Annotated in this window: 22 protein-coding genes; 12 read left to right on the top strand and 10 right to left on the bottom strand. The window is 65.0% G+C overall.

The genetic code is table 11. From position 1 onward, the window contains the following. Positions 1 to 41: 41 nt before the first annotated feature. From OU995_RS22195 to OU995_RS22185, 3 genes are read right to left on the bottom strand one after another with little or no spacing between them, the layout of a single operon-like run. Entirely contained in the window at positions 42 to 2108 is a 2067-nt protein-coding gene (locus OU995_RS22195; RefSeq protein ID WP_267832303.1) for a DUF3488 and transglutaminase-like domain-containing protein, read from the bottom strand. Then, on the bottom strand, positions 2105 to 3130 hold the full coding sequence (locus OU995_RS22190) for a DUF58 domain-containing protein (RefSeq protein WP_267832302.1): 1026 nt from the start codon (positions 3128 to 3130) through the stop codon (positions 2105 to 2107). Before OU995_RS22190 ends, OU995_RS22195 begins: the two co-directional genes overlap by 4 nt. A 33-nt stretch (positions 3131 to 3163) precedes the next feature. After that, positions 3164 to 4102, bottom strand: a complete 939-nt coding sequence (locus OU995_RS22185) for an AAA family ATPase (RefSeq protein ID WP_267832301.1) — start codon at positions 4100 to 4102, stop codon at positions 3164 to 3166. 101 nt (positions 4103 to 4203) lie between these two features. Here OU995_RS22185 and OU995_RS22180 point away from each other — a divergent pair, with 101 nt between their 5' ends. The 4 genes from OU995_RS22180 (at position 4204) to OU995_RS22165 (ending at position 7599) form a co-directional block, all read left to right on the top strand. Further along, positions 4204 to 5157, top strand: coding sequence for a histone deacetylase family protein (locus OU995_RS22180; RefSeq protein ID WP_267832300.1), 954 nt, complete (start codon positions 4204 to 4206; stop codon positions 5155 to 5157). Between the two features lie 7 nt (positions 5158 to 5164). Next, positions 5165 to 6502 carry a mechanosensitive ion channel family protein gene (locus tag OU995_RS22175; RefSeq protein ID WP_267832299.1) on the top strand — a complete coding sequence of 446 codons (1338 nt, stop codon included), beginning with the start codon at positions 5165 to 5167 and terminating at the stop codon, positions 6500 to 6502. Between the two features lie 180 nt (positions 6503 to 6682). Beyond that, the gene (locus tag OU995_RS22170) at positions 6683 to 7147 is read left to right on the top strand and encodes a BPSL0067 family protein (protein WP_267832298.1); all 465 of its coding nucleotides are present in this window, start codon (positions 6683 to 6685) and stop codon (positions 7145 to 7147) included. Between the two features lie 11 nt (positions 7148 to 7158). Then, a complete protein-coding gene (locus tag OU995_RS22165; RefSeq protein WP_267832297.1) occupies positions 7159 to 7599 on the top strand; it encodes an STY0301 family protein in 441 nt (146 codons plus the stop codon). Between the two features lie 151 nt (positions 7600 to 7750). Here OU995_RS22165 and OU995_RS22160 read toward each other — a convergent pair whose 3' ends face one another. Together OU995_RS22160 and OU995_RS22155 are read right to left on the bottom strand one after the other, a co-directional pair. Further along, the gene (locus OU995_RS22160) at positions 7751 to 9292 is read right to left on the bottom strand and encodes a fumarate hydratase (protein ID WP_267832296.1); all 1542 of its coding nucleotides are present in this window, start codon (positions 9290 to 9292) and stop codon (positions 7751 to 7753) included. A gap of 164 nt (positions 9293 to 9456) precedes the next feature. Next, on the bottom strand, positions 9457 to 9714 hold the full coding sequence (locus OU995_RS22155; protein WP_267832295.1) for a hypothetical protein: 258 nt from the start codon (positions 9712 to 9714) through the stop codon (positions 9457 to 9459). A gap of 213 nt (positions 9715 to 9927) precedes the next feature. Between OU995_RS22155 and nhaA the strand changes: the two genes are divergently transcribed. Next, complete coding sequence (nhaA, locus tag OU995_RS22150; RefSeq protein WP_267832294.1) at positions 9928 to 11115, top strand: Na+/H+ antiporter NhaA; 1188 nt, start codon at positions 9928 to 9930, stop codon at positions 11113 to 11115. A gap of 94 nt (positions 11116 to 11209) precedes the next feature. On the opposite strand, the gene OU995_RS22145 is transcribed toward nhaA, so the two are convergent. Further along, positions 11210 to 11836, bottom strand: a complete 627-nt coding sequence (locus tag OU995_RS22145; RefSeq protein ID WP_267832293.1) for a TIGR00645 family protein — start codon at positions 11834 to 11836, stop codon at positions 11210 to 11212. Positions 11837 to 12143: 307 nt separating this feature from the next. Here OU995_RS22145 and acs point away from each other — a divergent pair, with 307 nt between their 5' ends. Then, a complete protein-coding gene (gene acs, locus OU995_RS22140) occupies positions 12144 to 14102 on the top strand; it encodes an acetate--CoA ligase (RefSeq protein WP_267832292.1) in 1959 nt (652 codons plus the stop codon). Between the two features lie 177 nt (positions 14103 to 14279). After that, a complete protein-coding gene (locus OU995_RS22135) occupies positions 14280 to 14825 on the top strand; it encodes a DUF3016 domain-containing protein (RefSeq protein ID WP_267832291.1) in 546 nt (181 codons plus the stop codon). 93 nt (positions 14826 to 14918) lie between these two features. Here the strand turns inward: OU995_RS22135 and rpmG are convergent, their stop codons facing one another. From rpmG to trxB, 3 genes are all read right to left on the bottom strand, one after another. Continuing rightward, positions 14919 to 15089: a 50S ribosomal protein L33 gene (gene rpmG, locus OU995_RS22130; protein WP_025564431.1), complete on the bottom strand. Its 171-nt coding sequence runs from the start codon at positions 15087 to 15089 to the stop codon at positions 14919 to 14921. Between the two features lie 19 nt (positions 15090 to 15108). Beyond that, positions 15109 to 15342 carry a 50S ribosomal protein L28 gene (gene rpmB / locus OU995_RS22125; protein ID WP_058934742.1) on the bottom strand — a complete coding sequence of 78 codons (234 nt, stop codon included), beginning with the start codon at positions 15340 to 15342 and terminating at the stop codon, positions 15109 to 15111. A gap of 307 nt (positions 15343 to 15649) precedes the next feature. Further along, the gene (gene trxB, locus OU995_RS22120) at positions 15650 to 16609 is read right to left on the bottom strand and encodes a thioredoxin-disulfide reductase (RefSeq protein ID WP_267832289.1); all 960 of its coding nucleotides are present in this window, start codon (positions 16607 to 16609) and stop codon (positions 15650 to 15652) included. A 169-nt stretch (positions 16610 to 16778) separates the two neighbouring features. On the opposite strand from trxB, the gene OU995_RS22115 reads away from it, so the two are divergent. The 5 genes from OU995_RS22115 to OU995_RS22095 all read left to right on the top strand — a co-directional run bounded on the left by OU995_RS22115 (position 16779) and on the right by OU995_RS22095 (position 23102). Beyond that, positions 16779 to 17447 (top strand): Crp/Fnr family transcriptional regulator, encoded by a 669-nt coding sequence (locus OU995_RS22115; RefSeq protein ID WP_092947025.1) that lies wholly within the window; start codon positions 16779 to 16781, stop codon positions 17445 to 17447. Positions 17448 to 17505: 58 nt separating this feature from the next. Then, the gene (locus OU995_RS22110) at positions 17506 to 19953 is read left to right on the top strand and encodes a DNA translocase FtsK (protein WP_267832288.1); all 2448 of its coding nucleotides are present in this window, start codon (positions 17506 to 17508) and stop codon (positions 19951 to 19953) included. Positions 19954 to 19978: 25 nt separating this feature from the next. After that, positions 19979 to 20653 (top strand): outer membrane lipoprotein chaperone LolA, encoded by a 675-nt coding sequence (gene lolA / locus OU995_RS22105; RefSeq protein ID WP_267832287.1) that lies wholly within the window; start codon positions 19979 to 19981, stop codon positions 20651 to 20653. A 63-nt stretch (positions 20654 to 20716) separates the two neighbouring features. Then, on the top strand, positions 20717 to 22087 hold the full coding sequence (locus tag OU995_RS22100; protein WP_267832286.1) for a replication-associated recombination protein A: 1371 nt from the start codon (positions 20717 to 20719) through the stop codon (positions 22085 to 22087). Continuing rightward, positions 22068 to 23102 carry an amino acid ABC transporter substrate-binding protein gene (locus OU995_RS22095; protein WP_267832285.1) on the top strand — a complete coding sequence of 345 codons (1035 nt, stop codon included), beginning with the start codon at positions 22068 to 22070 and terminating at the stop codon, positions 23100 to 23102. Before OU995_RS22100 ends, OU995_RS22095 begins: the two co-directional genes overlap by 20 nt. Before the next feature lie 16 nt (positions 23103 to 23118). On the opposite strand, the gene OU995_RS22090 is transcribed toward OU995_RS22095, so the two are convergent. Beyond that, complete coding sequence (locus OU995_RS22090) at positions 23119 to 26412, bottom strand: ligand-binding sensor domain-containing protein (RefSeq protein ID WP_267832284.1); 3294 nt, start codon at positions 26410 to 26412, stop codon at positions 23119 to 23121. Between the last annotated feature and the right edge of the window lie 13 nt (positions 26413 to 26425).

Here is a 26425-nt window from a genome sequence, read left to right as displayed (position 1 = left end):
TCAGTGGATGCGCGGATGTTGGGGACGAAGGGCTCTACGGCTCAACGCCCCTGCGTGGCCAGTTGGCGCTTCAGGGCCTCACAGGCCGCCACGAAGCCTTGCTGCCATTGTGACGTGCCCACCGCCTGATTCTGGCGGTAGCGCTGGGCGTCCAATTCCAGCAAGGTGTCGGCCAGCGGCTTGGCTAGCTCGCCATGCCGTGCCAGCAATTGTTGGGCCCACTGCCGCGGCGTTTCATGCTCCGCCGTGGTGAGGCCCAGCCCCTCCAAGGCTCGGCGCAGCCGTGCACGCTGGCGCGACCATGGGTCGTGGGGGCGGCGCTGCCAGGCCGCCACTGCCGCCCCGGCCACCGCCACGCCCGCCATCAGCATGCCGCCCAGCTGCACCAGCAACGCCCAGTTCGGGTCGTCAAAACCCAGCCGCTTGAGCAGGTCCATCTGTTCGCCGCTGGAGAAATTCAGCACCTGCTGCTGCCACCGGCTGTTCAGCGTTTCCCATGCGCGCCGCATGCGTTCCAGCGTGCCGGGGCTGACCGTGTCAAACACGCCGGCAATCGCGCCTTGAGGCTGACGCAGGCGCCGGCCCTGCACCCGGTCCGGCGCCACCGCCGCCGTGGGGTCCACCCGCGTCCAGCCCACACCGGGCGCCCAGTATTCCGTCCAGGCATGGGCCTGGGCCATGCGCACCACCATGTCCTCGTCCTGCAGTTCCAGATCCGAGCCCTGGAAGCCCGTCACCACCCGGGTGGGAACACCCGCCGCGCGCATCAACACCACATAGGCCGCAGCAAAGTGCTCGCAGAAGCCGAGCTTGCGGTCAAACCAGAATTCGTCGATGGCGTGAGGAGAAAATTCCCCATACACCCCGGGGGAGAGCGTGTAGCTGTAGCCATTGGCGCGAATCTGTTGAAGCAGATCGGTGCTGATGGCGGCCGCACGTGCGGCGTCGTCCAGCGCGGCATAACGCTCGCGCAGCGAGGCGCCCTGTGCCACCGCACGCGGGTTCAGCCCTGACGGCAGTTGAAGGTCCTGCGCGATTTCGGGCGGGGACTGCTTCAGGCCCCAGCGCGCCCCTGGCCAGGCTTCATAGTTCACGCGCAGCCGCTCGGTGACGAGGCGCGGCGCCACCCACTGGCCCTGCAAACCGCGCACCAGGGTCATGTCCCCCGCCTGCAGCCGGTCCTGGGGCGGCGGGGGGCTGAACTCCAGCATCGGCACCACGGTCACCCGCAGCGGTTCCATCGTCATCTCGAAGCGGTAGGTGGGGCCGGTCCGCTGGATATCGTCGCTTTTGTTGCTCCAGTAGCCGCGGGGCGCTGTCCAGGTGCGGCCATCAAAGCGGGACAACACCTGCGCACGGAAATACAGCTGGGATTGCGGCGGTGTCGCGCCCTGGAAGCGCAGACGCATCGCGATGTTGTCGTCCACCGCCACATCGGTAAACGAACCGAATTCCATGGTGTCGGACAAGCCGGTGCGTGCCGCCGCGTCCTTGGGCAGACCCCACAGTGGCGGCAGGCGCGGGAACAGCATGAACAGCAGCAGCATGACCGGCAGACCGTAGGCGGTGTTGCGCGCCGCGATCCGTGCCGCCAGCTTCAGGCTGGGCACGCCCTGCGGCATCTGCGCCAGCACCAGGGCCGACAGCAACCCCCAGACGCACAGCAGCGTCCACATCGCGGTGAGCAGGGACTGGGAATACAGAAACTGCGTCAGCACCAGGAAGAAACCAAGGAAGAACACCACAAACGCGTCCCGTCGCGCTCGAAGCTCCAGCGTTTTCAAGCCCATCAACATGGCCAGCATGGTGATGCCGGCTTCGCGGCCCAGCAGGGTGCGGTGGGTGGACCAGGTCAGCACCATCACCAGCATCAAAACGGCGACCAGCGTCCAGCGGCCAGGCAGGGCGCCGCTGCGCCAGGCCAGATGGGCCCGCCAGGCCAGCACCACGGCAGTCACCACGCTGCACCACCACGGCAGATGGTCGGTGTGAGGGATCAGCGTGGCGGCAATGATGCCCAGCAGGAAGAGGGTGTCCCGCGCCTCGCGCGGCAGCGGGCTGCGCGCTTTGAGGCGAGCGCCCCCTGCGGGATGCAGCACCGTGCTCATGGGCGCTCCTTCAGCAGGGTCAGCGCTTCCATGCACACCCGGTAGTGGTCCGGGCCCAGGTCCGGGTTGAGGGTCTGGTCCCCCAGCTTCAGGCCATAGGGCAGACCGGCATCCTCGGCGCGCTGCACCCAGGCCGCCAGCCGCGAGAGGCGCGCTTCAAACGGCATGCCCCGTGTGCTGGAAAGGTCCAGCCACTGCTCGCTGGCCCGGCTGCCCAGGCGTTCCCTCACCAGCAGTGGTGCGGCACCGCTGTTGATGCCGCCGGAGGGCGGCTGCGGCTGAGCCAGCGCCATGGCCGATTTCTTCCAGAGAATCTGACGGGGCGAGTCGCCATGCCGGTAGGGACGTAGCCCGGGGTCGTCGCCCAGCCCCGGCTGGCCTTGGCCCTGCGGCAGACCTTCCTCGCTGGCCCCGGCGGGGGGGGCATCGATTTCCGGGGCCGGATAGACCCAGGCCACCGCTGCCGGCCGCCACAGGCTCCAGGCGCCAAACAGCCCCAGCGGGAACCGGGATTCGATCCGCAGCACCGGCAGCAGATGGCGGCCCCGTGTGGGGAAGCTCACCTGCAGATGCAGTTGCGCATGGCCTTGCGCCGGGACGTCGGTGAAAGCGGTGTCGGCATAACGGCCCTGCGGCAGCCGCAGCCCGATGCCGTAGCGCGCCTTGCCGGTGTTGTGCAGGCGCACATCCAGCACCAGGGGCTGGCCCGCGACGGCGGGGGCGGGCTGCTTCAGGTCCAGCTTGAGGCCGCGCAGGTTGTTGTGGGTGCTGTGCATTGACGCCAGCCCGGCGCCGGCCAGCAGGAAGGTGAGCATGTAGCCCAGGCTCAACTGGTCATTGATGGAGGCCAGCAGCAGCAGCAGCAGCGTGGCGCAAAAGGCCATGCCGGGCCGGCTGGGCAGGATGTAGAGGTTGCGCTGGGCCAGGGAGGTGGTGTCGCTGCGCGGATGGCGGGCTTCCCACCAACGGTCCCAGCGGTTTTGCCAGGGCCAGCGCCAGGCCAGCTTCAATCGTTGCAGCATGCGGATCGGGCCAGGGGGGGGCTGTTCAAGAGGTCAGGGCAGCGGCACTGCTGCCATCATGGCACGCACTTGTTCGCGGGCGCCGCGCGCGCTACCGCCCCGGGGGCGCAGCCGGTGCGCGATGGTCTGCGGCAGGATGGCTTGCAGGTCGTCCGGGGAGACGTAGTCCCGGCCACTCAGCAGCGCCTTGGCGCGGGCGGCCCGCAGCAGCGCGAGCCCGGCGCGCGGGCTCAGGCCTTCCTGGAACCATTCGCCGGAACGCGTGGCTTCCAGCAGCGCCTGCAGATAGTCCAGCAGCGACGGCGCCACGTGGATCTGCAACACCTGCCGTTGCAGCGCCTGCAACTGCTCCGGGGTCATCACCGGCTTGAGTTGGCGCAACTGCTCGCGACTGTCCTGGCCCATCAGCAATTCCCGCTCGGACTGACGGTCTGGATAACCGAGGCTGATGCACATCAGGAACCGGTCCAGCTGGGATTCCGGTAGTGGATGGGTGCCGAGCTGCTCGCTGGGGTTCTGGGTGGCGATCACAAAGAAGGGCAGGGGCAGGGGATGGGTCACCCCGTCCACGCTCACCTGGTATTCCTCCATCGCTTCCAGCAACGCGCTCTGGGTCTTGGGCCCGGCGCGATTGATTTCGTCGGCCAGCAGCACCTGGCTGAACACCGGGCCGGGATGGAACTGGAAGGCCGACGCGCCGGTGGCCGCTGCGGCCGGGTTATAGACGCTGACGCCCAGCAGGTCGGAGGGCATGAGGTCGGTGGTGAACTGCACCCGGGAGAAGCGCAGGCCCAGCGAGATGGACAGCACATGCGCCAGCGTGGTCTTGCCGACGCCGGGAAGGTCTTCGATCAACAAATGGCCTCCGGCCAGCAGGCAGGCCAGACAGTCGTCCGTCTGGGCCTGTTTACCTTTGATGATCGTGCTAATCTGCCGGCGCAGGTCGGCCAGCGGTTGAGACGTGAGCGTCATTGGCGTTGAAGGGTTGCTTCGGAGTCCATCGACGCACCATAGCTCAAATCGCTTTGCATTTCCGTGCAGGCCCGGCCCGTATTCGGGAGTCTTTTACAGAGATGTCAACCGCCTACCTCAGTCATCAGGACTGCCACCGCCACGACATGGGTGGAGGTCATCCAGAGTGCCCCCAACGGCTGGACGCCATCGAAGACTGGCTGATTTCGCACGGCATGGACGCTGCGCTCGATCGCCACGATGCGCCCAAGGTCGATCTGGCCTGCCTGAGCCGGGCCCATTCCGCCCGGTATGTGGCGGAAATGCAGTCGATGCTGGAGGGGCTGGAGCAGGAGGCTGCCGGCGGGGCGCCGGTGGCGCCACGGGCGCTGGACCCCGATACTTTTGCCAATGGTCACACTTGGGCGGCCGCCCTGCGCGCCGCCGGGGCCGCGGTGAAGGCCACCGACCTGGTGCTGGACGGCGAGGCGGAGAACGCCTTTTGTGCCGTCCGCCCCCCTGGCCACCATGCCACGCGGGAGCAGGCCATGGGCTTTTGCTTCTTCAACAACGTGGCGGTGGCGGCGCGCCATGCGCTGGACGTTCGCGGCCTGGACCGGGTGGCGGTGGTGGACTTTGATGTGCATCACGGCAACGGCACCGAAGACATCCTGGCCAATGATGAGCGGGTGTTGATGGTGAGCATCTTCCAGGACCCGCTCTACCCTTACAGTGGCAGTGTTCCGCTGGGGCCCAACATGCTGAATGTGCCGGTGCCCCCTTACACCCGGGGCCCGGAAGTGCGCGAGATGATCGAGGCGCTGTGGATGCCGGCGCTGGAGCGTTTCAAGCCGCAGATGGTCTTCATCTCTGCGGGTTTTGATGCCCATCGCGAGGATGAACTGGCGCAACTGGGCCTGGTGGAAGCGGACTATGAATGGATCACGCTGCGCATCATGGATGTGGCCCAACGCCACGCCAAGGGGCGCATCGTGTCCTGCCTGGAGGGCGGCTACCACCTGAGCGCCCTGGGGCGCAGCGTGGGCGCGCATCTGCGCGCACTGGCCGGACTTTGATTGTTTGATGATTGCTGAACTGACTTCTTCTTCGCTGGGCCATTCCCTGAGTCTTCATGAACTGCAGGCCCTGCTGGTCCAACTGACCCAACCCACGGCCTTGATCGAACTGGGGCTGCTGTTGACCTGTCTGGGGCTGTCCTGGCTGGTGGTGTACCGGCTCAGCCGCCACTTTCCAAATGCCAAGGGGCCGCAGTCGGTGCTGCTGGGCCGGCGTGTGTTTGACGGGCTGCTGTTCCCGGTGCTGGCCTTGCTGCTGGCGTTTGGCGCCCGGTGGGCCATGCCCTTGCTGAATCAGCCGGTGGCGCTGCTGCGGCTGGTGATCCCGGTGCTGATGTCGCTGGTGGTCATCCGGTTCGTGGCCCGGGTGCTGAGGGCGACCTTCCCGAACTCCATCGGCACGCGGCTGCTGGAGCGCAGTGTGTCCTGGGTGGCCTGGCTGGGGTCCATCCTCTGGATTGTGGGTGTGCTCCCCGTGCTGGTGGAGGAGCTGGACCATATTCAGGTCAAGTTCATGAAGCAGGCCAATGGCCGCGCGCCCAGCCTGGCGGATGTGCTGGGTGATGTGATGTGGGTCGGGCTGGTGATGATCATCGTGCTGTGGCTCTCGTCGGTGGTGGAGTCACGGCTGTTGCGGGGCAAGGTGGTGGACCTGTCCATGCGCAAGATTGCGGTGAATCTCATCCGCACGGTGCTGCTGGTGTCCGGGGCGCTGGTGGCGCTGAAGACCTTCGGCCTGGATTTGAGCGCCTTGTCCTGGTTGGGCGGGGCGGTGGGTGTGGGCCTGGGCTTTGGTTTGCAGAAAATTGCGGCGAACTATGTGTCGGGGTTCATGATCCTGGCGGAGCGGTCCCTGCGGATTGGGGACATGGTCAAGATCGACAATTTCGAAGGCCGCATCAGCGACATCAAAACGCGCTACACGGTGATTCGCGCCTTGGGCGGCCGGGAGGCGATTGTTCCCAATGAAACGCTGATCACCAACCGGGTGGAGAACCTCTCGCTGGCGGACCCGCAGGTGCTGATCAGCACCGTGGTGCAGGTGGCGTATGGCACCGACCTGGATGCATTGTTCCCGCAGCTGATCGATGTGATCAAGCAGGTGCGCCGGGTGTTGAGCGACCCAGGGCCGAGCGTGAACCTGAGCAGTTTTGCGGCGGACGGCCTGGAGTTGACCTGCACCTTCTGGATCTCCGACCCGCACAACGGGCAGGGGGGGGTGAAGTCGGACGTGAACCTGGCGATCCTGCGCTTGCTGAACCAGCTGGAGATTGAGATTCCGTATCCGCAGCGGGTGATGCGGACGGTGGGAGATCCGGCAACAGCTCCCAAATCGACGGCCTGATCAACGCGGCACCTTCGCTCAATGAGGCGTTGCGGCAGCGTTCAGTCTAGAGGCAAGCCGGTGCGTGTGGGGGGGCATGCGAGGCTTACGGAATGCAGGGCTCGTATGTGACCAAAGACATTCTGTTTTTCGCTATTCGCCTCGTAGACTCGTGGCGTCAATCCGCACGATCGGTCTAATATGCCTGCCGCCGCCATTGTTTCTCGCGCCTACTTCGAGCACTTCGGTGCCGTCCCAAATCCCCAAACTTATGTGGACACCCCTGTAAAAAAGAGAAGTGATGGAAGCGTGCAATGTGCCGAACTGGTCAAGCAGTTGGCTGGGGCGCCGATGACACAACCGGACAATTGGAAAAAGGGAACGGCTCTGACTGCAAAGGTGGTTGGCTCCCTCATGGCAGGTACTCCCATTGCGGCTGGCTGGAATGCAGAGAACTTTTATCCGAACAACAGTTCTGGTCAACACTCTGGACTTTTTGGGAAGCCCGTGCTCGAGAAGGGTGTCGTAGTCGGTTTTACCATCATTGAGCAGTACCGCGGGCTAAAGAACATTGCCGAGCGTGTTGTCTACTTTGATCCCGCGTCCCGAAAGATTAAAGATGATTACTTCCACAATGGAAGCGACTACGCAACGATCCAATGGTGAAACGACTGCCAATGAGTAGGTCCCTGTCAGGGGCAATCGTCCTGGTGCTGTTCGTCAGCTCGCAACCTGCCTGGGCTGCGTCCGAGCCATTCAGTTGCCCGCAGCAACTGCCACCCACCCATCAGCAGCCGGGCGAGGTGCCCCCGGGTTTTACGCCAGGGCAAGAGACGGCCAAACATGTGCTGGATGGATTCCGCATCAATGAAGGGCCTCTGGACGTTCGCGCGGGTGCGATTTATGAGCAAGTGACAACGAAGAAGGATGGCAAGGGAGGCGTCATCGAAACAGTCATCTGGTCGGTGCCTGCCGCTCCCGGTGCTTTGGCGATCTGCGGCTATTCATCCACAAACGTCGTGCTCACGCGCTCGCTTGATGGCTACAAGCAATGCAGCATGGTCAGCAGAAAGCCAGCCGGGGGGCTGATGGAGCTGCAGACTGCTGGCTGTCGTTGAGTTTGAATGCACCGTGCATGCCGGGGTCGGACTCCGGGAGGCTGTACCCCGCAAGCACGTTTCATCAAGAAAAACGGCCACCCTTCGGTGGCCGTTCTGCTGAGTACCTGTCAAAAGCGTTCAAGCCGCTCCCGACATGGCCGGGCTTCATTCAACCCGCCGTGACCGGAATCGTCACCGCCTTGCCCGAAGCGATGCGCTCCTTCCACTCGGCCGGCCCGGTGATGTGGGCGCTGGTGCCGCCGGCATCCACGGCCACCGTGACCGGCATATCGACCACGTCAAACTCGTAGATCGCTTCCATGCCCAGGTCGGCAAAGCCCACCACCTGGGCCGCCTTGATCGCCTTGGACACCAGATACGCCGAGCCGCCCACCGCCATCAGATAGGCGCTCTTGTGGTTGCGGATGGATTCGATGGCCACCGGGCCGCGCTCAGCCTTGCCGATCATGGCGATGAGGCCGGTCTTCTCCAGCATCATGTCAGTGAACTTGTCCATGCGGGTGGCCGTTGTCGGGCCCGCCGGGCCCACCACCTCATCACGCACCGGGTCCACCGGACCCACGTAATAGATCACCCGGTTGGTGAAATCCACCGGCAGGGGTTCGCCCTTGGACAGCATGTCCTGGATGCGCTTGTGCGCCGCATCGCGGCCGGTCAGCATCTTGCCGTTCAGCAGCAGGGTGTCGCCCGGCTTCCAACTGGCCACTTCTTCCTTGGTCAGCGTGTTCAGGTCTACACGCTTGCTCTTGTTGTAGTCCGGCGCCCACTCGACATCCGGCCACAGGTCCAGGCTCGGCGGGTCGATGTAGGCCGGGCCGCTGCCGTCCAGCACAAAGTGGGCATGGCGTGTGGCCGCGCAGTTCGGGATCATCGCCACCGGCTTGGAGGCCGCGTGGGTCGGGTAGGTCTTGATCTTGACGTCCAGCACGGTGGTCAGACCACCCAGGCCTTGCGCACCAATGCCAAGCGCATTGACCTTTTCATAGAGCTCGATGCGCAGTTCCTCCAGCTTGTTCTGGGGGCCGCGAGCCAGCAGCTCATACATGTCGATGTCTTCCATCAACGATTCCTTGGCCATGAGCATCGCCTTTTCGGCGGTGCCGCCAACACCCAGGCCCAGCATGCCGGGCGGGCACCAGCCGGCGCCCATGGTGGGAACCGTCTTGAGCACCCAGTCAACGAGGTTGTCGCTGGGGTTCATCATGACGAACTTGCTCTTGTTCTCCGAACCACCGCCCTTGGCCGCCACCATCACGTCGATGGTGTTGCCCGGCACCAGGCTCATCGAGATGACGGCCGGGGTGTTGTCCTTGGTGTTCTTGCGCTCGAAGATGGGGTCCGAGAGGACCGAGGCACGCAGTTTGTTGTCGGGGTGGTTGTAGGCGCGGCGCACGCCTTCGTTCACCGCGTCGTCGATCGAACCCGGGAAATCCGCAAAACGCACATCCATGCCGATCTTCAGGAAGACGTTCACGATGCCGGTGTCCTGACAGATGGGGCGGCGGCCTTCCGCGCACATCTTGGAGTTGGTCAGGATCTGGGCAATGGCGTCCTTCGCAGCGGCGCTTTGCTCACGCTCATAGGCGCGGGCCAGGTGCTGGATGTAGTCGGCCGGGTGGTAGTAGCTGATGTACTGCAGCGCGGCGGCGACGCTTTCGACGAGGTCGGCGTAGCGGATCGTGGTGGTCATGGTTGGCTTGTCTCGGTGAGGCAACCCCTCCATTATCGCCAGCTGCCGGACGGCCTGCTGACGGGGGAGTGGCAGCTGCGAGTTCTTACACGTTCGCCGCTCCCCTCGCAGGCGCTTGAGACCTGCGAGACCCCATGGCCCCCCGCCACTGAGGTGGAGTCGATTCAGCTGCCGCTGCCCGGAATGGCTCCACGGGTGGGCTTGGCCATCCTTGCCGCTTCATCCTGCATGCGGCGACGCTCCTCATCCGTCGGCGCAGGGCCGCAGACGCGCTTGGTCAGCATCGAACCCGTCTGGGCTTCTCCGCGTTCGCATGGGCGGTTCTGTGCGACCTGTGTGTCTTCCGGCTTGGCGCCCGACTCCGGGCTGGCACAGGCGGTCAGCATCAGCAGCGGCGCGGCCAAGGCAAGGATTACTTTCATCTAAACACTCCCTGTTGGTTGGTAAGCGGCAGCGATGCTAGCAGCAGCCCTCGACCCATCCACCCCCATAGGAACACCGAACCACTCAAACTTTGGTCCATGGTGCGCACCGGGTGTTAGCCTACGGCCGTTTTTTCCTCTTTTGAGCCATCCCACCTGTCGTTCGTGGCTGCTTTACTGGCAGTGCCCGCGACCTTGCGCCTCTTCACCACCATGCAAAACCTTCCTCGCCTGACCCCCGGCCTCAAGCGCTTTTTTGCCAGCGAATCCTCCGGCGGCATCGTGCTGGCGGTGGCCGCCATTGCGGCCCTCATCTTCAGCAATTCGGCCTGGGCCCCTCTTTATACGGCCTTCACCCAGATTCCGGGGGAGGTCAACATCGGGGAGGGTCGCCTGGTGCTGGCCAAGCCGCTGATCGTCTGGGTCAATGACCTCTGGATGGCCGTGTTCTTTTTCCTGGTCGGGTTGGAGATCAAACGGGAGTTCGTCAGCGGCGAACTGGCGCAACGCTCCCAAGCCGTGCTGCCGGCGGTGGCCGCGCTCGGAGGGATGGCCGTGCCGGCCCTCATCTATGCCGCGTTCAACTGGCAGGACAGCGTCGGTCTGCATGGCTGGGCCATTCCGGCGGCCACGGACATCGCCTTCGCCATCGGCATCGTCATGCTGCTGGGCGCGCGCGTGCCCACCTCGCTGAAGATCTTCCTGACCGCCGTTGCGATCATGGACGACCTGGGGGCGATTGTTGTGATCGCTCTCTTCTACACCAGCCAGTTGTCCCTGGCCATGCTGGCTGCCGCAGCCGTCTGCCTGCTGGTGCTGCTGGCGCTGAACCGCTCCGGTGTGCAGCGTGCCGACCTCTACATCGTTGTGGGCCTGGTGATGTGGCTGTGTGTGCTCAAGTCCGGCGTGCATGCCACGCTGGCAGGTGTGGCCACCGCGCTGTTTGTCCCGTCCGCCGGCAGGGAAGGGCGCTCGCCGGCTGAGAAGCTGGAGCACGGCCTGCATCCCTGGGTGTCCTTCCTCATCCTCCCCATGTTCGCCTTCGCCAACGCTGGCGTCTCACTACGGGGGCTGTCGGTGTCGGACCTGCTGCATCCGGTGTCCATGGGCATCGCCCTGGGCCTGTTGATCGGCAAGGCGGTGGGTGTGTTCGGCACCAGCTGGCTGATGATCCGCCTGGGCTGGGCCAGCAAGCCGGGGGGCGCGGATTGGGTGCAGTTCTTCGGCGTCTGTGTGTTGTGTGGCATTGGCTTCACCATGAGCCTGTTCATTGGCGGGTTGGCCTTTGAAGGGCTGTCGGCGGACTATGAGACCCGGGTGAAGCTGGGTGTGATCGGCGGCTCGTTACTGTCCGGCATCGCTGGAACGCTGATCCTGCTGCGACGGCGCTCCGCAAGCTGACCAACAACAACGGCGCCCGAGGGCGCCGTTGTTGTTGGTGTGGTCCGCCGATGAGTCGTCAATCAGCCGTCAATCAGCCGACCGCTGGTCATCCTTAGCCCTTGTCGGAATGACCGTGAGCCAGCAGCCGGTCGGTCGCGGCAATGGCCAAGGCGGACAGCAGGAAAGCCACGTGGATCACCGTTTGCCAGATCAGCACCTTCACCTCGATGTTGTTGGCATTGATAAAGGTCTTGAGCAGGTGGATGGACGAAATGCCGATGATGGCGGTGGCCAGTTTGACCTTCAGCACCGAGGCGTTGACATGGTCCAGCCATTCGGGTTGGTCCGGGTGGCCTTCCAGCTTGAGCCGTGACACAAACGTCTCATAGCCGCCCACGATGACCATGATCAGCAGGTTGGAGATCATCACCACATCGATCAGCCCCAGCACGGCCAGCATCACGATGGTTTCATTGAGCTTGAGCTGGCCCCCGTCAGCCAGGATCTCGGCCCGGTAGCCCACGCTCTTGACCAGCAGCTGCAAGGCTTGCTCATTGCCGAAGGCGGCTTCTACCAAGTGGATCAATTCGCTCCAGAATTGCACCACATAGACGCCCTGGGCCACGATCAGGCCGAGGTACAGCGGCAGTTGCAGCCAGCGGCTGTGAAACATCACAGCAGGGAAAAACCCCAACTTGGAGGCGGCGAGCGGTGATCGTTCGGGCTGGTGGTCGGACATGTGTAATGGTTTCCGTGTTCCTGGCTTGGGAGAGAGGGCGCCTGCCGGTCAACAGGCGCGCGCGGGCGGAGCTGGGGTGCATGCTGACACCTGGGCGTTCAGCGGCGAACCACCCCCAAAGTTCGATTTTAGTGAAGCAACGCCTTCGGTAGAGTAAGGCGATCGTCAGTGTGAAACCGCAAAGTCGCGGCGCATCGGACAACAAAACTTCGATGGTGGGCTGCCGCCGCCGCTGCGGCAGAGCGCCAGGACGATGTTGGTACCAGAAGCTTCCGCATCACGATCCAGCCTGCACGGAGACAAAGGCATGAGCGACAAGATCTACACCCCCCCGGCTTCCGCAGTCCAGGGCGCGCACGTATCCGGCATGGCCGCCTACGAGGCGCTGTGCAAGGAAGCTGAATCCGACTACACCGGCTATTGGGCGCGTCTGGCGCGCGAACTGCTGAGCTGGAAACAGCCCTTCACCCAGGTGCTCAACGACAGCGATGCTCCCTTCTTCAAGTGGTTCGAGGATGGCCGGCTGAATGCCAGCTACAACTGCCTGGACCGCCATGTTGAAGCCGGCCGTGGCGACCGTGTGGCCATCATCTTTGAAGCCGACGACGGCACGGTGACACGCGTCACCTACGCAGAACTGCTGGCGCGCACCTGCCAACTGGCCAATGCATTGAAGGCACGAGGCGTCCAGAAGGGCGACCGGGTGGTCATCTACATGCCGATGTCGGTGGAGGGCGTGGTGGCCATGCAGGCCTGCGCCCGTATCGGCGCCACCCATTCAGTGGTGTTTGGCGGCTTCTCGGCCCAGTCGCTGCGCGACCGGGTGCAGGATGCCGGTGCCGTGATGGTGCTGACGGCCGACGAGCAGGCCCGGGGCGGCAAGTGCCTGCCGCTCAAAAGCATTGTGGATGAGGCCCTGGCGGACAACAGCTGCCCGACCATCCGCCAGGTCATTGTCTACCGCCGCACCGGCGGCAAGATCGGCTGGGTGGACGGCCGGGACCAATGGTTGCACGAGGTGCTGGCCGGCCAGCCGACCACCAGCGAGCCGGAATGGGTGGAGGCTGAGCATCCCCTGTTCCTGCTCTACACGTCGGGTTCCACCGGCAAACCCAAGGGGGTGCAGCACAGCACCGGCGGTTATCTGCTGCATGCGGCCCTGACCACCAAGTGGACCTTTGACCTGAAGGACAGCGACATCTTCTGGTGTACCGCCGACATCGGCTGGGTGACCGGCCACACCTACATCACCTACGGGCCGTTGGCCCTGGGCGGGACCGAGGTGGTGTTTGAGGGCATCCCGACCTATCCGGACGCTGGCCGCTTCTGGCAGATGATCGAGAAGCACAAGGTCACCATCTTCTACACCGCCCCCACGGCCATCCGGTCACTGATCAAGGCGGCCGAAACCAATGAGGCGGTGCATCCGAGGCATTCCGACCTGAGTTCCCTGCGCATCCTGGGCTCGGTGGGCGAGCCGATCAACCCGGCCGCCTGGGAGTGGTACCACCAGCACGTGGGTGGCGGTCGCTGCCCGATTGTGGATACCTTCTGGCAAACCGAAACCGGCGGCCACATGATCACGCCGCTGCCGGGTGCCACGCCGTTGGTTCCGGGTTCCTGCACGCTGCCGTTCCCCGGCATTGCAGCCGCCATCGTGGACGAAACCGGCCATGACGTGCCGAACGGGCAGGGCGGCATTCTGGTGGTGAAGAAGCCGTGGCCTTCGATGATCCGCACCATCTACGGTGACCCCGAGCGTTTCAAGAAGAGCTACTACCCGCCCGAGCTCAAGGGCTACTACCTGGCTGGCGACGGGGCCATCCGGGACGAAAAAACCGGCTACTTCACCATCACCGGCCGTATCGACGACGTGCTGAACGTTTCCGGTCACCGCATGGGCACGATGGAGATCGAATCGGCCCTGGTGAGCTGCACCGAGCTGGTGGCAGAGGCGGCCGTGGTGGGCCGCCCGGACGACACGACGGGTGAGGCCATCTGCGCCTTCGTGGTGCTCAAGCGGCCCCGCCCGACGGGTGACGAGGCCAAGGCGATTGCCAAGCAGTTGCGGGACTGGGTGGCCAAGGAAATCGGCCCGATCGCCAAGCCCAAGGACATCCGGTTCGGCGACAACCTGCCGAAGACACGCAGCGGCAAGATCATGCGCCGGCTGCTGCGCTCGGTAGCCAAGGGGGAGGCGGTGACGCAGGACACCTCCACGCTGGAGAACCCCGCCATCCTGGAGCAACTGGGGCAGGCTTACTGATGCGAGGCGGCTGAGTCCGACCTGCCGCCGGCCCAAGCGGTGCTGGAGCCCTAAAGGTGTTTGGGCGATGGGCGAACTTGCGGGTATCCGTACAGCGGAGGGGATATCCCTCCTGCTGGCGGTCCCCCGGTTCGCATGCCCATAATGGCCCTGTCACCTTTATTTCTGGAGCGCCACATGAGCCGCCGTTCCAATCGTCTTTCTTCCCTGGGTGTGTCCCTGCGCGGGTCCCTGCGTGCGTTGGGATGGGTGTCAGTTGGTTTGCTTGGCCTGTCGGCATCCGCGTTTGCGCAGGCCGAGGTGAGCTTCAAGGACCCGGACAATTTCTCCGACATCGGTGAAACCCAATGGGACCGGCGCAACGCCATGAAGCAGATCGAGGACCACATCAAGCTGCAGGCCAGCCGCGAATTGGCCGGCAAGCAGCTCAAGATTGAGTTCACCGATATCGATCTGGCGGGTGAACTGGAGCCTCGGGTGTCCGCCAACCGGGTTCGGGTGCTGCGCACGGTGACCATCCCGCGCATGGAGTTCACCTACAGCCTCAGCGAAAACGGCAAGGTGCTGGAAGAAGGCAAGGCCACGGTCAACGACATGAACTATCAGAGTTCGGTCAATCGTTATTTCGACAGTGAACCCTATCGCTACGAGAAGAAGCTGCTGGACGACTGGATGGCCAAGGAGCTGCTGCACAAGGACCGTCTGGCCCGCACCGGGCCGTGACGCCGTCCGAGGGCTCTCGCCCAGCGCGCACCACCCGCGCGCAGACAACAAAAAACCCGCCAGCGGCGGGTTTTTTGTTCAGGAAAGGCTGAATTACTTCAGCTTGATTTCCTTGTACAGCACGTGCTTGCGTGCCTTGGGGTCGAACTTCATGAATTCCAGCTTTTCGGGCGTGGTCTTCTTGTTCTTGTTGGTGGTGTAGAAATGACCGGTGCCGGCAGTGGATTCCAGCTTGATCTTCTCGCGTCCGCCTTTGGATGCCATGGTGTCGCTCCTTCAGTGATTAGGCTTGACCGCGAGCACGCAGGTCAGCCAGCACGGCGTCGATGCCGTTCTTGTCGATCAGACGCAGACCCGCGTTGCTGATACGCAGACGGACCCAGCGGTTTTCGCTCTCGACCCAGAAACGACGATATTGCAGGTTCGGCAGGAACCGGCGCTTGGTTTTGTTGTTGGCGTGGGAAACATTGTTCCCGACCATGGGCTTCTTGCCCGTGACTTCGCAGACGCGTGCCATGTGGACACTCCGATACTTGTCATACAGCGACCGTTGATTCACCCGGCGCAACGCTGGAACACTCCAGCCATCACACCTGGGACAACGGCGGCCTCACCTCGCCAGAAAGGGTGGCGGTAACCCATTTAGTTACCCATTTGGTAACCCATTTATTTCCCGTACCGAAGCCCTTCACAGGAGGTCGCTGCGGGAAACCACGGACTGTAGCACAAAGCAAAGGGCCTGCGCAGTGGCAGGCCCGGGGGAGGGGGGCGGATGCGTCGGTTCAGCGCAGAAATCGTGCCGAACTCCTCGTCCGCAATGACGCTCAGCTGGCTTCCTGCTCCAGGAAGCGCTGCGCATCCAGCGCCGCCATGCAGCCGGTGCCGGCGCTGGTGATGGCCTGGCGGTAGACATGGTCCTGCACGTCGCCGGCAGCAAACACGCCGGGCACGCTGGTCATGGTGGCAAAGCCGTCCAGGCCGCTGCGGGTGCGGATGTAGCCGTCCTTCATCTCGATCTGGTTCTGGAAGATCTCGGTGTTGGGTCGGTGGCCGATGGCAATGAACACGCCCTGCAGCTTCACGTCCTCGGTGCTGTTGTCCTGGGTGCTCTTGACCCGGATGCCGGTGACACCGCTGGCGTCGCCCAGCACTTCATCCAGCGTGCTGAACAGGTGCAGTTCGATCTTGCCGGCCCGCACTTTGTCCATCAGCTTGTCGACCAGGATGGGCTCGGCGCGGAACTTGTCGCGGCGGTGGATCAGGTGCACCTTGCTGGCAATGTTGGACAGGTAGAGGGCTTCCTCTACCGCCGTATTGCCGCCGCCCACCACGCAGACTTCCTGCTCACGGTAGAAGAAGCCGTCGCAGGTGGCGCAGGCGCTCACGCCGCGGCCCATGAACGATTCTTCCGACGGCAGGCCCAGATATTGGGCGGAAGCGCCGGTGGCGATGATCACGGCATCCGCCCTGTAGGTGTTGCTGTCGCCCACCAGGGTGAAGGGGCGCTTGCTGAAGTCCACCGAGTTGATGTGATCAAACACGATCTCGGTCTGGAAGCGTTCGGCATGCTCCTGGAAGCGCTGCATCAGCTCCGGGCCTTGCACGCCCATGACGTCGGCCGGCCAGTTGTCCACTTCCGTGGTGGTCATGAGTTGGCCGCCCTGGGCCATGCCGGTCACCAGCAAAGGCTTCAAATTGGCACGTGCCGCGTAGATGGCGGCGGTATAACCGGCAGGGCCGGACCCCAGGATCAGCAACTGGGTATGGCGGGTGTTTTGGCTCATGGAAACAAGATGGGGACGCACGTCGGGCGCACAAGGGCGTGAGCCTACGGCCTTCACCCTATGAACACCCGTGAACAAGTTGGCACAATGCATCCATTCTAGGTCGCACCTTGAGGGTGCAGCCGGAATCTCCAGATTGACCCTAGACCCCGACAGGAGGTGCCTCTTTATGGCCATGTTGTCCAACCTGGATCTGATCCGCAGGGTCCCTTTGTTCTCCCTGTTGACGGCTGACCAGGCCCAGTCCATTGCGGACAGTGTCGTCAAGCGGCGCTTCAAGCGTGGGGAACTGATCGTCGAGCAAGGGACCAAGTCCAATGCCTTGTTTATCCTGCTCAATGGGCGTGCACGCGTCCTCACCGCGGACAACCGCGGGCGGGAGGTCATCCTCGCCGTGTTGCAGCCTGGCGACTATGTGGGCGAAATGAGCCTGATCGATAACGAGCCGCACTCGGCGACGGTCCGGGCGGAAGTCCAGACCGACATGCTGGTGCTGGGCCGGGCCGACTTTGCCCGGGGCCTGCCGGAACCAAGCAGCCTGGCCTACGGCATCCTGCGTGGTCTGGTGGCGCGCCTGCGCAACGCGGACCGCCAGATCGAATCCCTGGCCCTGCTGGATGTGTATGGCCGCGTGGCGCGCACGCTGCTGGACATGGCCGAGGAGGAAAAGGGCGTGAAGATCATCCGTGGCAAGGTGTCCCGCCAGGACATGGCCAAGGTGGTCGGTGCGTCGCGCGAAATGGTCAGCCGGGTCATGAAGGACCTGGAAGACAAGGGCGTGATCGAGACCCTGGAGAACGGTTCCGTGGTGATCAAGGAACGCCTGCAACACGATTGAACATGTTCAGGGCGGGCTGCCCGGCGGATCCGGGGGATTGCTGCGTCACAATCGCACCATGAGTTTCCCCGGTACCCTGCTGGGCGGCGAAGACGCCGCCGCTGAGCTGTCCGATCATCCGGCCGACCGCCCGAACGAGCGCGCTGAGCGTTCGTCGGAGCGTTCGGCTGAACGTTCGTCCGACCGATCATCCGACCGCCCGGCCCGCAAGCCCCGCAAGGCCGCCCCGGCGGCGCCTGCGCCTGTGAGCCCGTTGCGCACGCCCATCTGGCTGCTGGCCAGCGGGCTGGTCTGGTGCCTGGTGCTGCTGGCGATGATCAGCCACGACAGGGCGGACAACGCCTTCAGCGTGGCCGCCGGCCAGGCCCTGACCCACAACCGCGTGGGCACCCTGGGCGCCTGGATCTCCGACCTGCTGCTGTTCGGCTTCGGTTACTCCTGCTGGTGGCTGCTGCTGGTGGGGCTGCGCAGCTGGCTGGGCAGCCTGGCGCGCCTGTTGCGGGCCGATGGTTCCGCCACCCCCACATTCAAGGAACGGCTGCCCACCGCCGCCGGTGTGCTGCTGCTGATGGCCGCCAGTTGCTCGCTGGAGTGGACCCGTCTTTACGGCTGGGAAGCGCATCTGCCCGGCCATGCCGGTGGGGTGCTGGGGTATTTGCTGGGCCCCTTGAGCATGAAGCTGCTGGGCTTTGCGGGTTCCGGGGTGGTCTGGATTGCCGCCCTGGTGGCCGGTATCTCACTGGCCCTGAAATTCTCCTGGCTGCGCGTGGCCGAGCACATCGGCACCTGGCTGGAAAGCCTGCGTGAGCGCCGTGTGGTGAAGCGAGAAATCGCCGAGGACAAACGTGTCGGCAAGGTCGCCAAGCGTGAACGCGAGGCCGTGGTGGAGGTGGAGCGGCAGGTGCTCGTGGAAGAGCATGTGCCCATCGTCATCGAACCGCCGGTGGTGGAGGTGCCCAAGTCCACCCGCGTGGCCAAGGAGCGCCAGCAGACCCTGTTTGTGGACCCGGCCGACACCAAGCTGCCGCAGGTGGACCTGCTGGATGCACCGCCTCCTCGCGTGGAGACGGTCACGCCCGAGTCGCTGGAAATGACCAGCCGCATGATCGAGAAGAAGCTCAAGGACTTCGGTGTGGAAGTCCGCGTGGTGGCGGCTTCTCCCGGCCCGGTCATCACCCGCTATGAAATCGAGCCCGCCACCGGCGTGAAGGGCTCGCAGATCGTCAACCTGGCCAAGGACCTGGCCCGGTCGTTGAGCCTCACCTCCATCCGGGTGGTGGAAACCATCCCCGGCAAGAACTTCATGGCGCTGGAGCTGCCCAATGCGCGGCGCCAGACCATCCGACTGTCCGAAATCCTCGGTTCCCAGGTGTATGCCGATGCGGCCTCACCGCTGACCATGGGCCTGGGCAAGGACATCGTAGGCCTGCCCGTGGTGGCCGATCTGGCCAAGATGCCGCACTGCCTGGTGGCCGGTACCACCGGTTCCGGCAAGTCGGTGGGCATCAACGCCATGATCCTCAGCCTGCTCTACAAGGCCGAGGCCCGTGATGTGCGGCTGATCCTGATCGACCCGAAGATGCTGGAAATGAGCGTCTACGAGGGCATCCCCCATCTGCTGGCCCCCGTCGTGACCGACATGAAGCAGGCCGGCAATGCGCTGAACTGGTGTGTCGGCGAGATGGAGCGGCGCTACAAGCTCATGTCCAAGATGGGCGTGCGCAATCTGGCCGGCTACAACAAGAAGATTGCCGACGCCAACGAGCGCGAGGAAAAGATCCCCAATCCGTTCAGCCTGACGCCGGAAGAGCCGGAACCGCTGGACCGCCTGCCTCACATCGTGGTGGTGATCGACGAACTGGCCGACCTGATGATGGTGGTCGGCAAGAAGATCGAAGAGCTGATCGCCCGTCTGGCGCAAAAGGCGCGGGCGGCCGGCATCCACCTGATCCTGGCCACGCAACGGCCGTCGGTGGATGTCATCACCGGCCTGATCAAGGCCAACATCCCCACCCGTCTGTCCTTCCAGGTCAGCAGCAAGATCGACAGCCGCACCATCCTCGACCAGATGGGCGCCGAAGCGCTGCTGGGCATGGGCGACATGCTCTACATGGCCTCCGGTACCGGACTTCCGGTGCGGGTGCATGGCGCCTTTGTCAGCGACGATGAAGTGCACCGCGTGGTGGAGTACTTGAAAGAGCAGGGCGGCGAGCCCAACTACATCGAAGGCATTCTGGAAGGCGGCGTGCTGGACGATGCGGGCGGCGGCGACGGCCCGCCCGGCCTGGTGGCGGACGGCGACGGTGAGTCCGACCCGATGTACGACCAGGCCGTGGCCATCGTGCTGCAGCACAAGCGGGCGTCGATCTCGCTGGTGCAACGCCATCTGCGCATCGGCTACAACCGGGCGGCCCGTTTGCTGGAGCAGATGGAGAAATCCGGTCTCGTCTCGGCGATGGCCACCAATGGCAACCGCGACATCGTGGTCCCGAAGCGGGACGATTGATGCCGCTTCACTGAATCCGAATTCCATGCCCCTTTTTCGTCCTCCCCGGTTTTTTCGTGTGTCGGGCTTTCATCAGGTGCTGAGCCGGGGCACGCGCACCCTGGCCGGCGCAGCGCTGCTGGGCCTTGCCGGCCTGGCGCAGGCGGATGGTGTGTCCGCGCTGCAGCAGTTTGTCACCGAGGTCAAAAGTGGCCGGGCCATCTTCACCCAGACCGTCACCGCACCGGATGGCAAGCGCAAGAAGAGCACTACCGGCAGCTTTGAGTTTCAGCGCCCCAACCAGTTCCGCTTCAGCTATGACAAGCCGGCCGAGCAACTGATCATTGGTGACGGCAAAAAGGTCTGGGTGTATGACCCCGACCTGTCCCAGGCCAGCGTGCGCAACATGGACCAGGCCCTGGGTGCCACACCGGTGGCGCTGCTGGCCGGGGGCGACCTGTCGCGTGATTTCACGCTCAAGTCCCAGCCTGCGGAGCAGGGGGTGGAATGGGTGCTGGCCACCCCCAAGCGCAGCGACAGCGGGGTGCAGAGTCTGCGCCTGGGCTTTCGCGGCCGTGAACTCGTGGGCCTGGAGATCGTGGATGCTTTCGGGCAACGGTCGGTGATGCAGTTCAGTTCGGTGCAGGTCAATGCCAAGCTTGCGGTGGACCGCTTCCGTTTTGATCCGCCGGCCGGCACCGATGTGATGGAACAGCGCTGATGGGCGGATGGGCCTGCTGCTCACCGCTGGCTGCTCACTGCCTGCTGCGCTGACGGATTCCTCATGAGCAACGCTTCTCTTTTTCCGGATGAATTCGATCCGGTGCCCGGCCTTGCCGCCGCACCGGCGCCGGTCAGCGCCCATGCCCCGTTGCCGGAGCGGCTGCGCCCCCGCAAGCTGGAAGACGTGGTCGGCCAGCGGCATCTGCTGGGCGAGGGCATGCCGCTGCGTGTGGCCCTGGAAAGCGGCCGCCCGCACAGCATGATCCTCTGGGGGCCGCCGGGTGTGGGCAAGACCACCCTGGCGCGGCTGATGGCCCAGTTTTTCGACGCCCAGTTCATCGCGATTTCAGCGGTGCTGGGGGGCGTCAAGGACATCCGCGAGGCGGTCGACCGCGCACTGGCGGCCGCCGGCCAGGGGCGCCGCACCATCGTGTTTGTGGACGAGGTGCACCGGTTCAACAAGGCGCAGCAGGATGCCTTCCTGCCGCATGTCGAATCCGGGCTGTTCAGCTTCATTGGCGCCACCACCGAGAACCCGTCGTTCGAGGTCAATTCGGCCCTGCTGTCACGCGCCACCGTGCATGTGCTGAAGGCCCTGGACGAGCAGGACATGCGCGAACTGCTGCGCCGGGGGGGTGAGTTGCTGGCCAGCCCGCCGCTGACCGAGACGGCCGTGCAGCGCCTGGTCGGTTATGCCGATGGGGATGCGCGGCGTCTGCTCAACACCCTGGAAACCGCAGCCCAGCTCACCCCGCCCGGCACCACCGAGATCGACGAAGCGCTGCTGGAGCGCACGCTGGGGGAACAACTGCGTCGCTACGACAAGGGCGGAGACCAGTTCTATGACGTGATCTCCGCACTGCACAAGTCGGTGCGCGGCTCCAATCCGGATGCGGCGCTCTACTGGATGGTGCGCATGCTGGACGGAGGCGTGGATGCGCGCTACATCAGCCGGCGCCTGATCCGCATGGCCAGCGAAGACATCGGTCTGGCCGATCCACGGGCGCTGCGCATCTGCCTGGATGCCGCCGAAACCTATGAACGCCTGGGTTCACCGGAAGGGGAGCTGACGCTGGCCGAGGCGGCCGTGTATCTCGCCATCGCGCCCAAGTCCAACGCGGTCTACAACGCCTACAACCAGGTCAAGGCGCTCATCAAGCAGGACAGCTCCCGGCCGGTGCCGGTGCATCTGCGCAATGCGCCCACGCGCCTGATGAAGGAGTTGGGGTATGGAAGGGCCTATCGGTATGCGCATGATTTCCCCGGCGCCTATGTGGCGGGGGAGCAGTACCTGCCGGACGGCCTGGAAGACCAGCGCTTTTATGAGCCGGTGCCTCGTGGTCTGGAACTCAAGATCGGCGAGCGGCTCAAGGAATTGCGTCGGCAAGATGCCGTGGCGCGGGGTGAGCAGGATGGCGACAGCGGGCCGTGACGCCGCCCCCTGCCGGGGCCGGCTCAGCGGCGGGGCGACACGAGGGTGGCTCCTGCCGCTGATCCTCGCGCTCCAGCTCTCTTCGCCCGCTGGCGCCGCGCCCCGCGTTCATCCAGGCACCGCCGCCCCTGCGTCCGCATCCAAGGCCGCATCGGCACCGCTGATCCCGGCTGGCCCGACGCTGGCCCGCATCCGTGAAACCGGTGTGGTGGTGATGGGCTACCGCCCGGCGTCGCTTCCCTTCTCTTACCTGGATGCCCAGCTCAAGCCCATCGGCTACACGGTGGAACTGTGCGACCGCGTCATCCAGGCATTGCGCACCCGATTGAAGATGCCGGACCTGGAGGTGCGGCGTGTTGCGGTGGGGTCGGCCACCCGGCTGCCGATGGTCACCAACGGCACGCTGGATCTGGAATGCGGCATCACCACCAACACCGCCGAACGCGCCCGCACGCAGGCCTTCTCCCTCACCATCTTCGTGGCCGAAACCCGCCTGATGACGCGCAACGGCGAGCGGGTGCAGAGTCTGGCTGAACTGCGCGGGCGCCCGGTGGTCAGCACCATCGGCACCACCAGCATCCAGCATCTGGCCGCCATCAACGACCAGCAGCAGTTGGGCATCCGCATCGTGGCCGGCCTGGATGATCCGGACGCGTTCCAGCTGCTTCGCAGTGGCCGCGCCGAGGCCTTCCTGATGGATGACGTGCTGTTGCGCAGCTTGCTGGCTCAGCAAGGCGGGGCGGTGTCATCGCGGGACTATGTCGTGTCGGACCGGGGCCTGACGGTGGAACCCTACGCCATTGGCTTGAGCCGGGGCGATCCCGCGTTCAAGGCCTTGGTGGACGAAACCATCGCCCATCTTTATCGCAGCGGCGAGATCTTCGCCATCTACAAGCGCTGGTTCGAATCGCCCCTGCCGAACTCTGGCGTGAACCTGCAGTTGCCGATGAATGCGGCCCTGCGCCGCGCCATCGCCCAGCCGACCGATGCCCCGGACCCTGAGCGTTACCGCTGACCGGTGACCGTTGCCTCTAGCGCTGACGCCTCCACCCCCGCAGGGACCTGAGCAGGCGCCCCAGCCGGGATCGGATCGCGCGCCGGAGTCGCCCCTTCCGATCAGCGGATGCGGGGGCATAGGCGTGACTCGCCGGCACCCGCACTTCCACTTCCGTCCCGCCTTCGCTCAAGCCGCGAATGCGCAGGCTGCTGTGCAGGCGGCGGGCGCGTTCAAACATGCCCTTGATGCCGTGATGCCCGGGGCGCCCGGTTTCTCCGGTGTATTCGCTGGGGACGCCTCGGCCGTCATCAACGATGCGCATCGTGAGTCGACGGTCGTCAAAACTCAGCCAGATGCCCAGCTGGCTCGCCTGGGCGTGTCGCATGGCATTGCTCAGGGCTTCACGGCCGATCATCAGCAATTCGTCATGCACGGCGGGCCGCAAGGGGCGCTCGAAGCCCTGCACGGCCACCTGCGCCGCCACCCGGCTGTCGCCATGGGCCGCAACGGCGGTGGCCAGGTCTTCGCTGAGCGGGCCGGAATGGGTGCGCAGATCGGAGACCCGGTCCCGCGCCGCGAGGATCAGCCGCTCCGCATTGCCCAGCGCCCGCTCCAGCTTGTTGTGCAGTTCGGGTTGCTCAACGCGGCGGGCGACGCTGTTGAACTGCAGCACCAGGCCCTGCACCCCTTGCAGCAGCGTGTCGTGCAATTCACGGGCAATGCGCTCCCGTTCACGCAGCCGTTCTTCCATCCGCCATTGCACCTGGCGGGCAATGGCCCGGGTGCGCATGCGGTAGCCGCCCCAGACCATCAACGCCAGCGTCAGCATCAAGCCGAGGGCGAAGGTGCGGGTCTGGGTCCAGGTGGGCGCAATCTGGAAGTCCAGCACCGCACCACGGGTGTCCCAGACGCCATCGCCGTTGGCTGCGATCACGCGGAAGCGATAACGGCCCGGCGCCAGGTTGGCATAAGTGGCTTCGCGGACCTTGCCGGCATCGTGCCAGTCGCGGTCCACACCGTCGAGCCGATAACGGAATCGCGCGCGGTCCGCCGCCGCCAGCGTGATGGCGGTGTAGCTCAAGGTCACGTGGGTGGTGCCTGGCGGCAAGGTGACATCGGCCTCGGCCAGGAACTGGCGCTCGCCGCTTCGCAGGGCATGGATCTCAGTGAGGGGCGGCTGGTTGTTGCGGGGGACGGTGGCGGGATCGAGCCAGGCCACACCGCGATTGGTGACAAACCAGAGGCGGCCCCGGCGGTCACGCAGGGCGGTGGGCACCATCACGGCCTGCAGCGCAATGCCGGGCAGGCCATCGCGACGGTCGAAGAGACGATAGTTCAGCGGCGCGCCAGGGCTGGACTGGGCACGGCTGGACAGGTCACGCAGTTCCTCTGCCTGCACCTGCACCACACCACGGCCGCCATTGAGCCAGACATCTCCGGAGAGCGATTCCACGATGCCGGTGACATGGCCGAAGACCTCATCCTGGTTCTGGTTGAAGGTGGTGAAACGCCGGCCATCAAAAAAGGCCACACCGTTTTCTCCGGCCACCACCAGTCGGCGGTCGGTGACGCTGATGGCGGTGGCCCGCCCGATGGACAGGCCGTCCTGAGAGGACCAACGGGTGAACTGATCGTCACTCCAGCGCAGCACCTCGTCTTCATGACCCATCCACAACGCGCCATCGGGGCCGATGGTCATGGTCTGCGGCGGGCGCAGCTCTCGCAATCGAGGGTCCAGCTGAACGCCTTCCGGGGTGGCCAGGTAGATGCCCTGGTCTTCCACCGAGATCCACACACCCTGCCGCCCGTCCGGCAGAGCCGCGAGCACGGTGGAGGTGCGAAAGGCCGGCGGCAGGGGGATTTCACGCGTGGAAACGGCATCCCGACGGAACAGTCGTCTCTGCACCAGCCACCAGAGCGCGCCGTCGGCGGCCTTGAGCGCATCCCGCGCGGGCACCGGGCCGTTCCAGGTGCGTAATGCCGCGGGTGGATCCGCCTCGACGGCGGTCTGCAGGTTGGCGGCCAGCACACCGTCACCGTGCGGCACCATCACGAAACCGCGCAGGGAGGAGCCAGCCAGATCCGCCAGCTCATGCAGGCGCGTGCGCTGGAAGCTGGCCAGGCCATTGTTGCTGCCGACCCAGACGGTGCCTTCGCGATCTTCCACCACCGGCACCACGACCGGGGAACTGAGGCCCTGGTCTCGCTCGAAGCGCTCCAGGCCGTCCTCCGGACGGAGCGGCCGACCGGTCGGGATGTCGGCGGCGGAAGGCACACGCCACACACCAGCGCCGGCTACGGTCAGCCACAAGGAGCCATCGCGGGCGAACAGCATCTGCTTCGCCGTGGCGAAGGCGGGAGGGCGGTCAGACGAAGGTGGAGGAATGGGGGGCGCTGCGGAGGCCGACGTTGGCGCTGATGCTGATGCTGATGCTGATGCTGAGGCTGAGGCTGAGGCTGAGGCTGAGGCTGATGGGCCGGAGTCCGAAACCGCGCTGCGGGTCAGGTCCGGCAAGGGGCGCGTGCCCTGCAGGCCTTCACTGAGCCACAGGCGGCCGTCGAGGTCCTCCGCGACCACCGCACTGCGGGAAATCGACAGGCCGGAGTCATGCAGGCGGTGTTCCCCGGGCAGCAGGTACAACAGGCGACTGGCGCTGCAGACCCAGAGCACGCCGCGCCGGTCGACATGCACGTAGTCGACCGCACTGTCACGGAAGCCCCAATCGGCACCAACCACCTTCCAGTGGCCGTCCACCAGACGGGCCAGGCCGGTGCCCGCTGCGGCCCAGAGCACGCCGTCGCCGGTCTGTGCGAAGTGCAGGATGCGTCCATTGGGCAGGCCATCGCGGGCGCTGAAGGCCTGCACCCGACCGTCACTCAGGCGTGCAGCGCCGCCGCCGTAGAAACCCAGCCAGATGTCCCCATTGGGCATCACCTTCAGGGCATTGATGTTGGTGGAGGGCAGGCGCTCGCCCTCGCGCAGCGGGTAGGAAGAAAAGCGCAGCCCGTCAAAGCGGAACAGGCCCATGCCGGTCCCCAGCCAGAGCAAGCCATTGGGGCTCTGCTCCAGGGTCCAGATGTCGGCGGGAGCGCCGTCGTTCACCGCCAGTGGGGTGAATGCGTAATCGCGGATACCGGTGGCGGGGGCACTGCCGGATGCACTGTTCGATGCACTGCCGGATGCACTACCGGAGGCACTGGCCGATCCAGTTGCCGATGCAATGGCTGGTCCGCGGGCCGCCCAACCGGCGGAAGCGGTGGCCAGCAGCAGGGCCCCAAGCGTGAGGCGCCCGGCCTTTATCGTGGCTTGACGGACGGCATTTCCCATCCGGCGGTGCCAG

The sequence above is a fragment of the Roseateles sp. SL47 genome, assembly GCF_026625885.1.
Classification (GTDB): domain Bacteria; phylum Pseudomonadota; class Gammaproteobacteria; order Burkholderiales; family Burkholderiaceae_C; genus Roseateles.
The sequence above is the reverse complement of the archived record's forward strand: the minus strand, read 5'-3'. Positions and strand labels throughout refer to the sequence as shown.

Coding starts and splice junctions, on each gene's coding strand:
- OU995_RS22115 (WP_092947025.1), top strand. CDS start 16,779: ATGGCCATGTTGTCCAACCTGGATCTGATCCGCAGGGTCCCTTTGTTC.
- OU995_RS22110 (WP_267832288.1), top strand. CDS start 17,506: ATGAGTTTCCCCGGTACCCTGCTGGGCGGCGAAGACGCCGCCGCTGAG.
- rpmB (WP_058934742.1), bottom strand. CDS start 15,342: ATGGCACGCGTCTGCGAAGTCACGGGCAAGAAGCCCATGGTCGGGAAC.
- OU995_RS22180 (WP_267832300.1), top strand. CDS start 4,204: ATGTCAACCGCCTACCTCAGTCATCAGGACTGCCACCGCCACGACATG.
- OU995_RS22135 (WP_267832291.1), top strand. CDS start 14,280: ATGAGCCGCCGTTCCAATCGTCTTTCTTCCCTGGGTGTGTCCCTGCGC.
- OU995_RS22160 (WP_267832296.1), bottom strand. CDS start 9,292: ATGACCACCACGATCCGCTACGCCGACCTCGTCGAAAGCGTCGCCGCC.
- OU995_RS22190 (WP_267832302.1), bottom strand. CDS start 3,130: ATGCTGCAACGATTGAAGCTGGCCTGGCGCTGGCCCTGGCAAAACCGC.
- OU995_RS22185 (WP_267832301.1), bottom strand. CDS start 4,102: ATGACGCTCACGTCTCAACCGCTGGCCGACCTGCGCCGGCAGATTAGC.
- lolA (WP_267832287.1), top strand. CDS start 19,979: ATGCCCCTTTTTCGTCCTCCCCGGTTTTTTCGTGTGTCGGGCTTTCAT.
- OU995_RS22090 (WP_267832284.1), bottom strand. CDS start 26,412: ATGGGAAATGCCGTCCGTCAAGCCACGATAAAGGCCGGGCGCCTCACG.
- OU995_RS22100 (WP_267832286.1), top strand. CDS start 20,717: ATGAGCAACGCTTCTCTTTTTCCGGATGAATTCGATCCGGTGCCCGGC.
- acs (WP_267832292.1), top strand. CDS start 12,144: ATGAGCGACAAGATCTACACCCCCCCGGCTTCCGCAGTCCAGGGCGCG.
- rpmG (WP_025564431.1), bottom strand. CDS start 15,089: ATGGCATCCAAAGGCGGACGCGAGAAGATCAAGCTGGAATCCACTGCC.
- OU995_RS22155 (WP_267832295.1), bottom strand. CDS start 9,714: ATGAAAGTAATCCTTGCCTTGGCCGCGCCGCTGCTGATGCTGACCGCC.
- OU995_RS22170 (WP_267832298.1), top strand. CDS start 6,683: ATGCCTGCCGCCGCCATTGTTTCTCGCGCCTACTTCGAGCACTTCGGT.
- OU995_RS22165 (WP_267832297.1), top strand. CDS start 7,159: ATGAGTAGGTCCCTGTCAGGGGCAATCGTCCTGGTGCTGTTCGTCAGC.
- OU995_RS22095 (WP_267832285.1), top strand. CDS start 22,068: ATGGCGACAGCGGGCCGTGACGCCGCCCCCTGCCGGGGCCGGCTCAGC.
- trxB (WP_267832289.1), bottom strand. CDS start 16,609: ATGAGCCAAAACACCCGCCATACCCAGTTGCTGATCCTGGGGTCCGGC.
- OU995_RS22145 (WP_267832293.1), bottom strand. CDS start 11,836: ATGTCCGACCACCAGCCCGAACGATCACCGCTCGCCGCCTCCAAGTTG.
- OU995_RS22175 (WP_267832299.1), top strand. CDS start 5,165: ATGATTGCTGAACTGACTTCTTCTTCGCTGGGCCATTCCCTGAGTCTT.
- nhaA (WP_267832294.1), top strand. CDS start 9,928: ATGCAAAACCTTCCTCGCCTGACCCCCGGCCTCAAGCGCTTTTTTGCC.
- OU995_RS22195 (WP_267832303.1), bottom strand. CDS start 2,108: ATGAGCACGGTGCTGCATCCCGCAGGGGGCGCTCGCCTCAAAGCGCGC.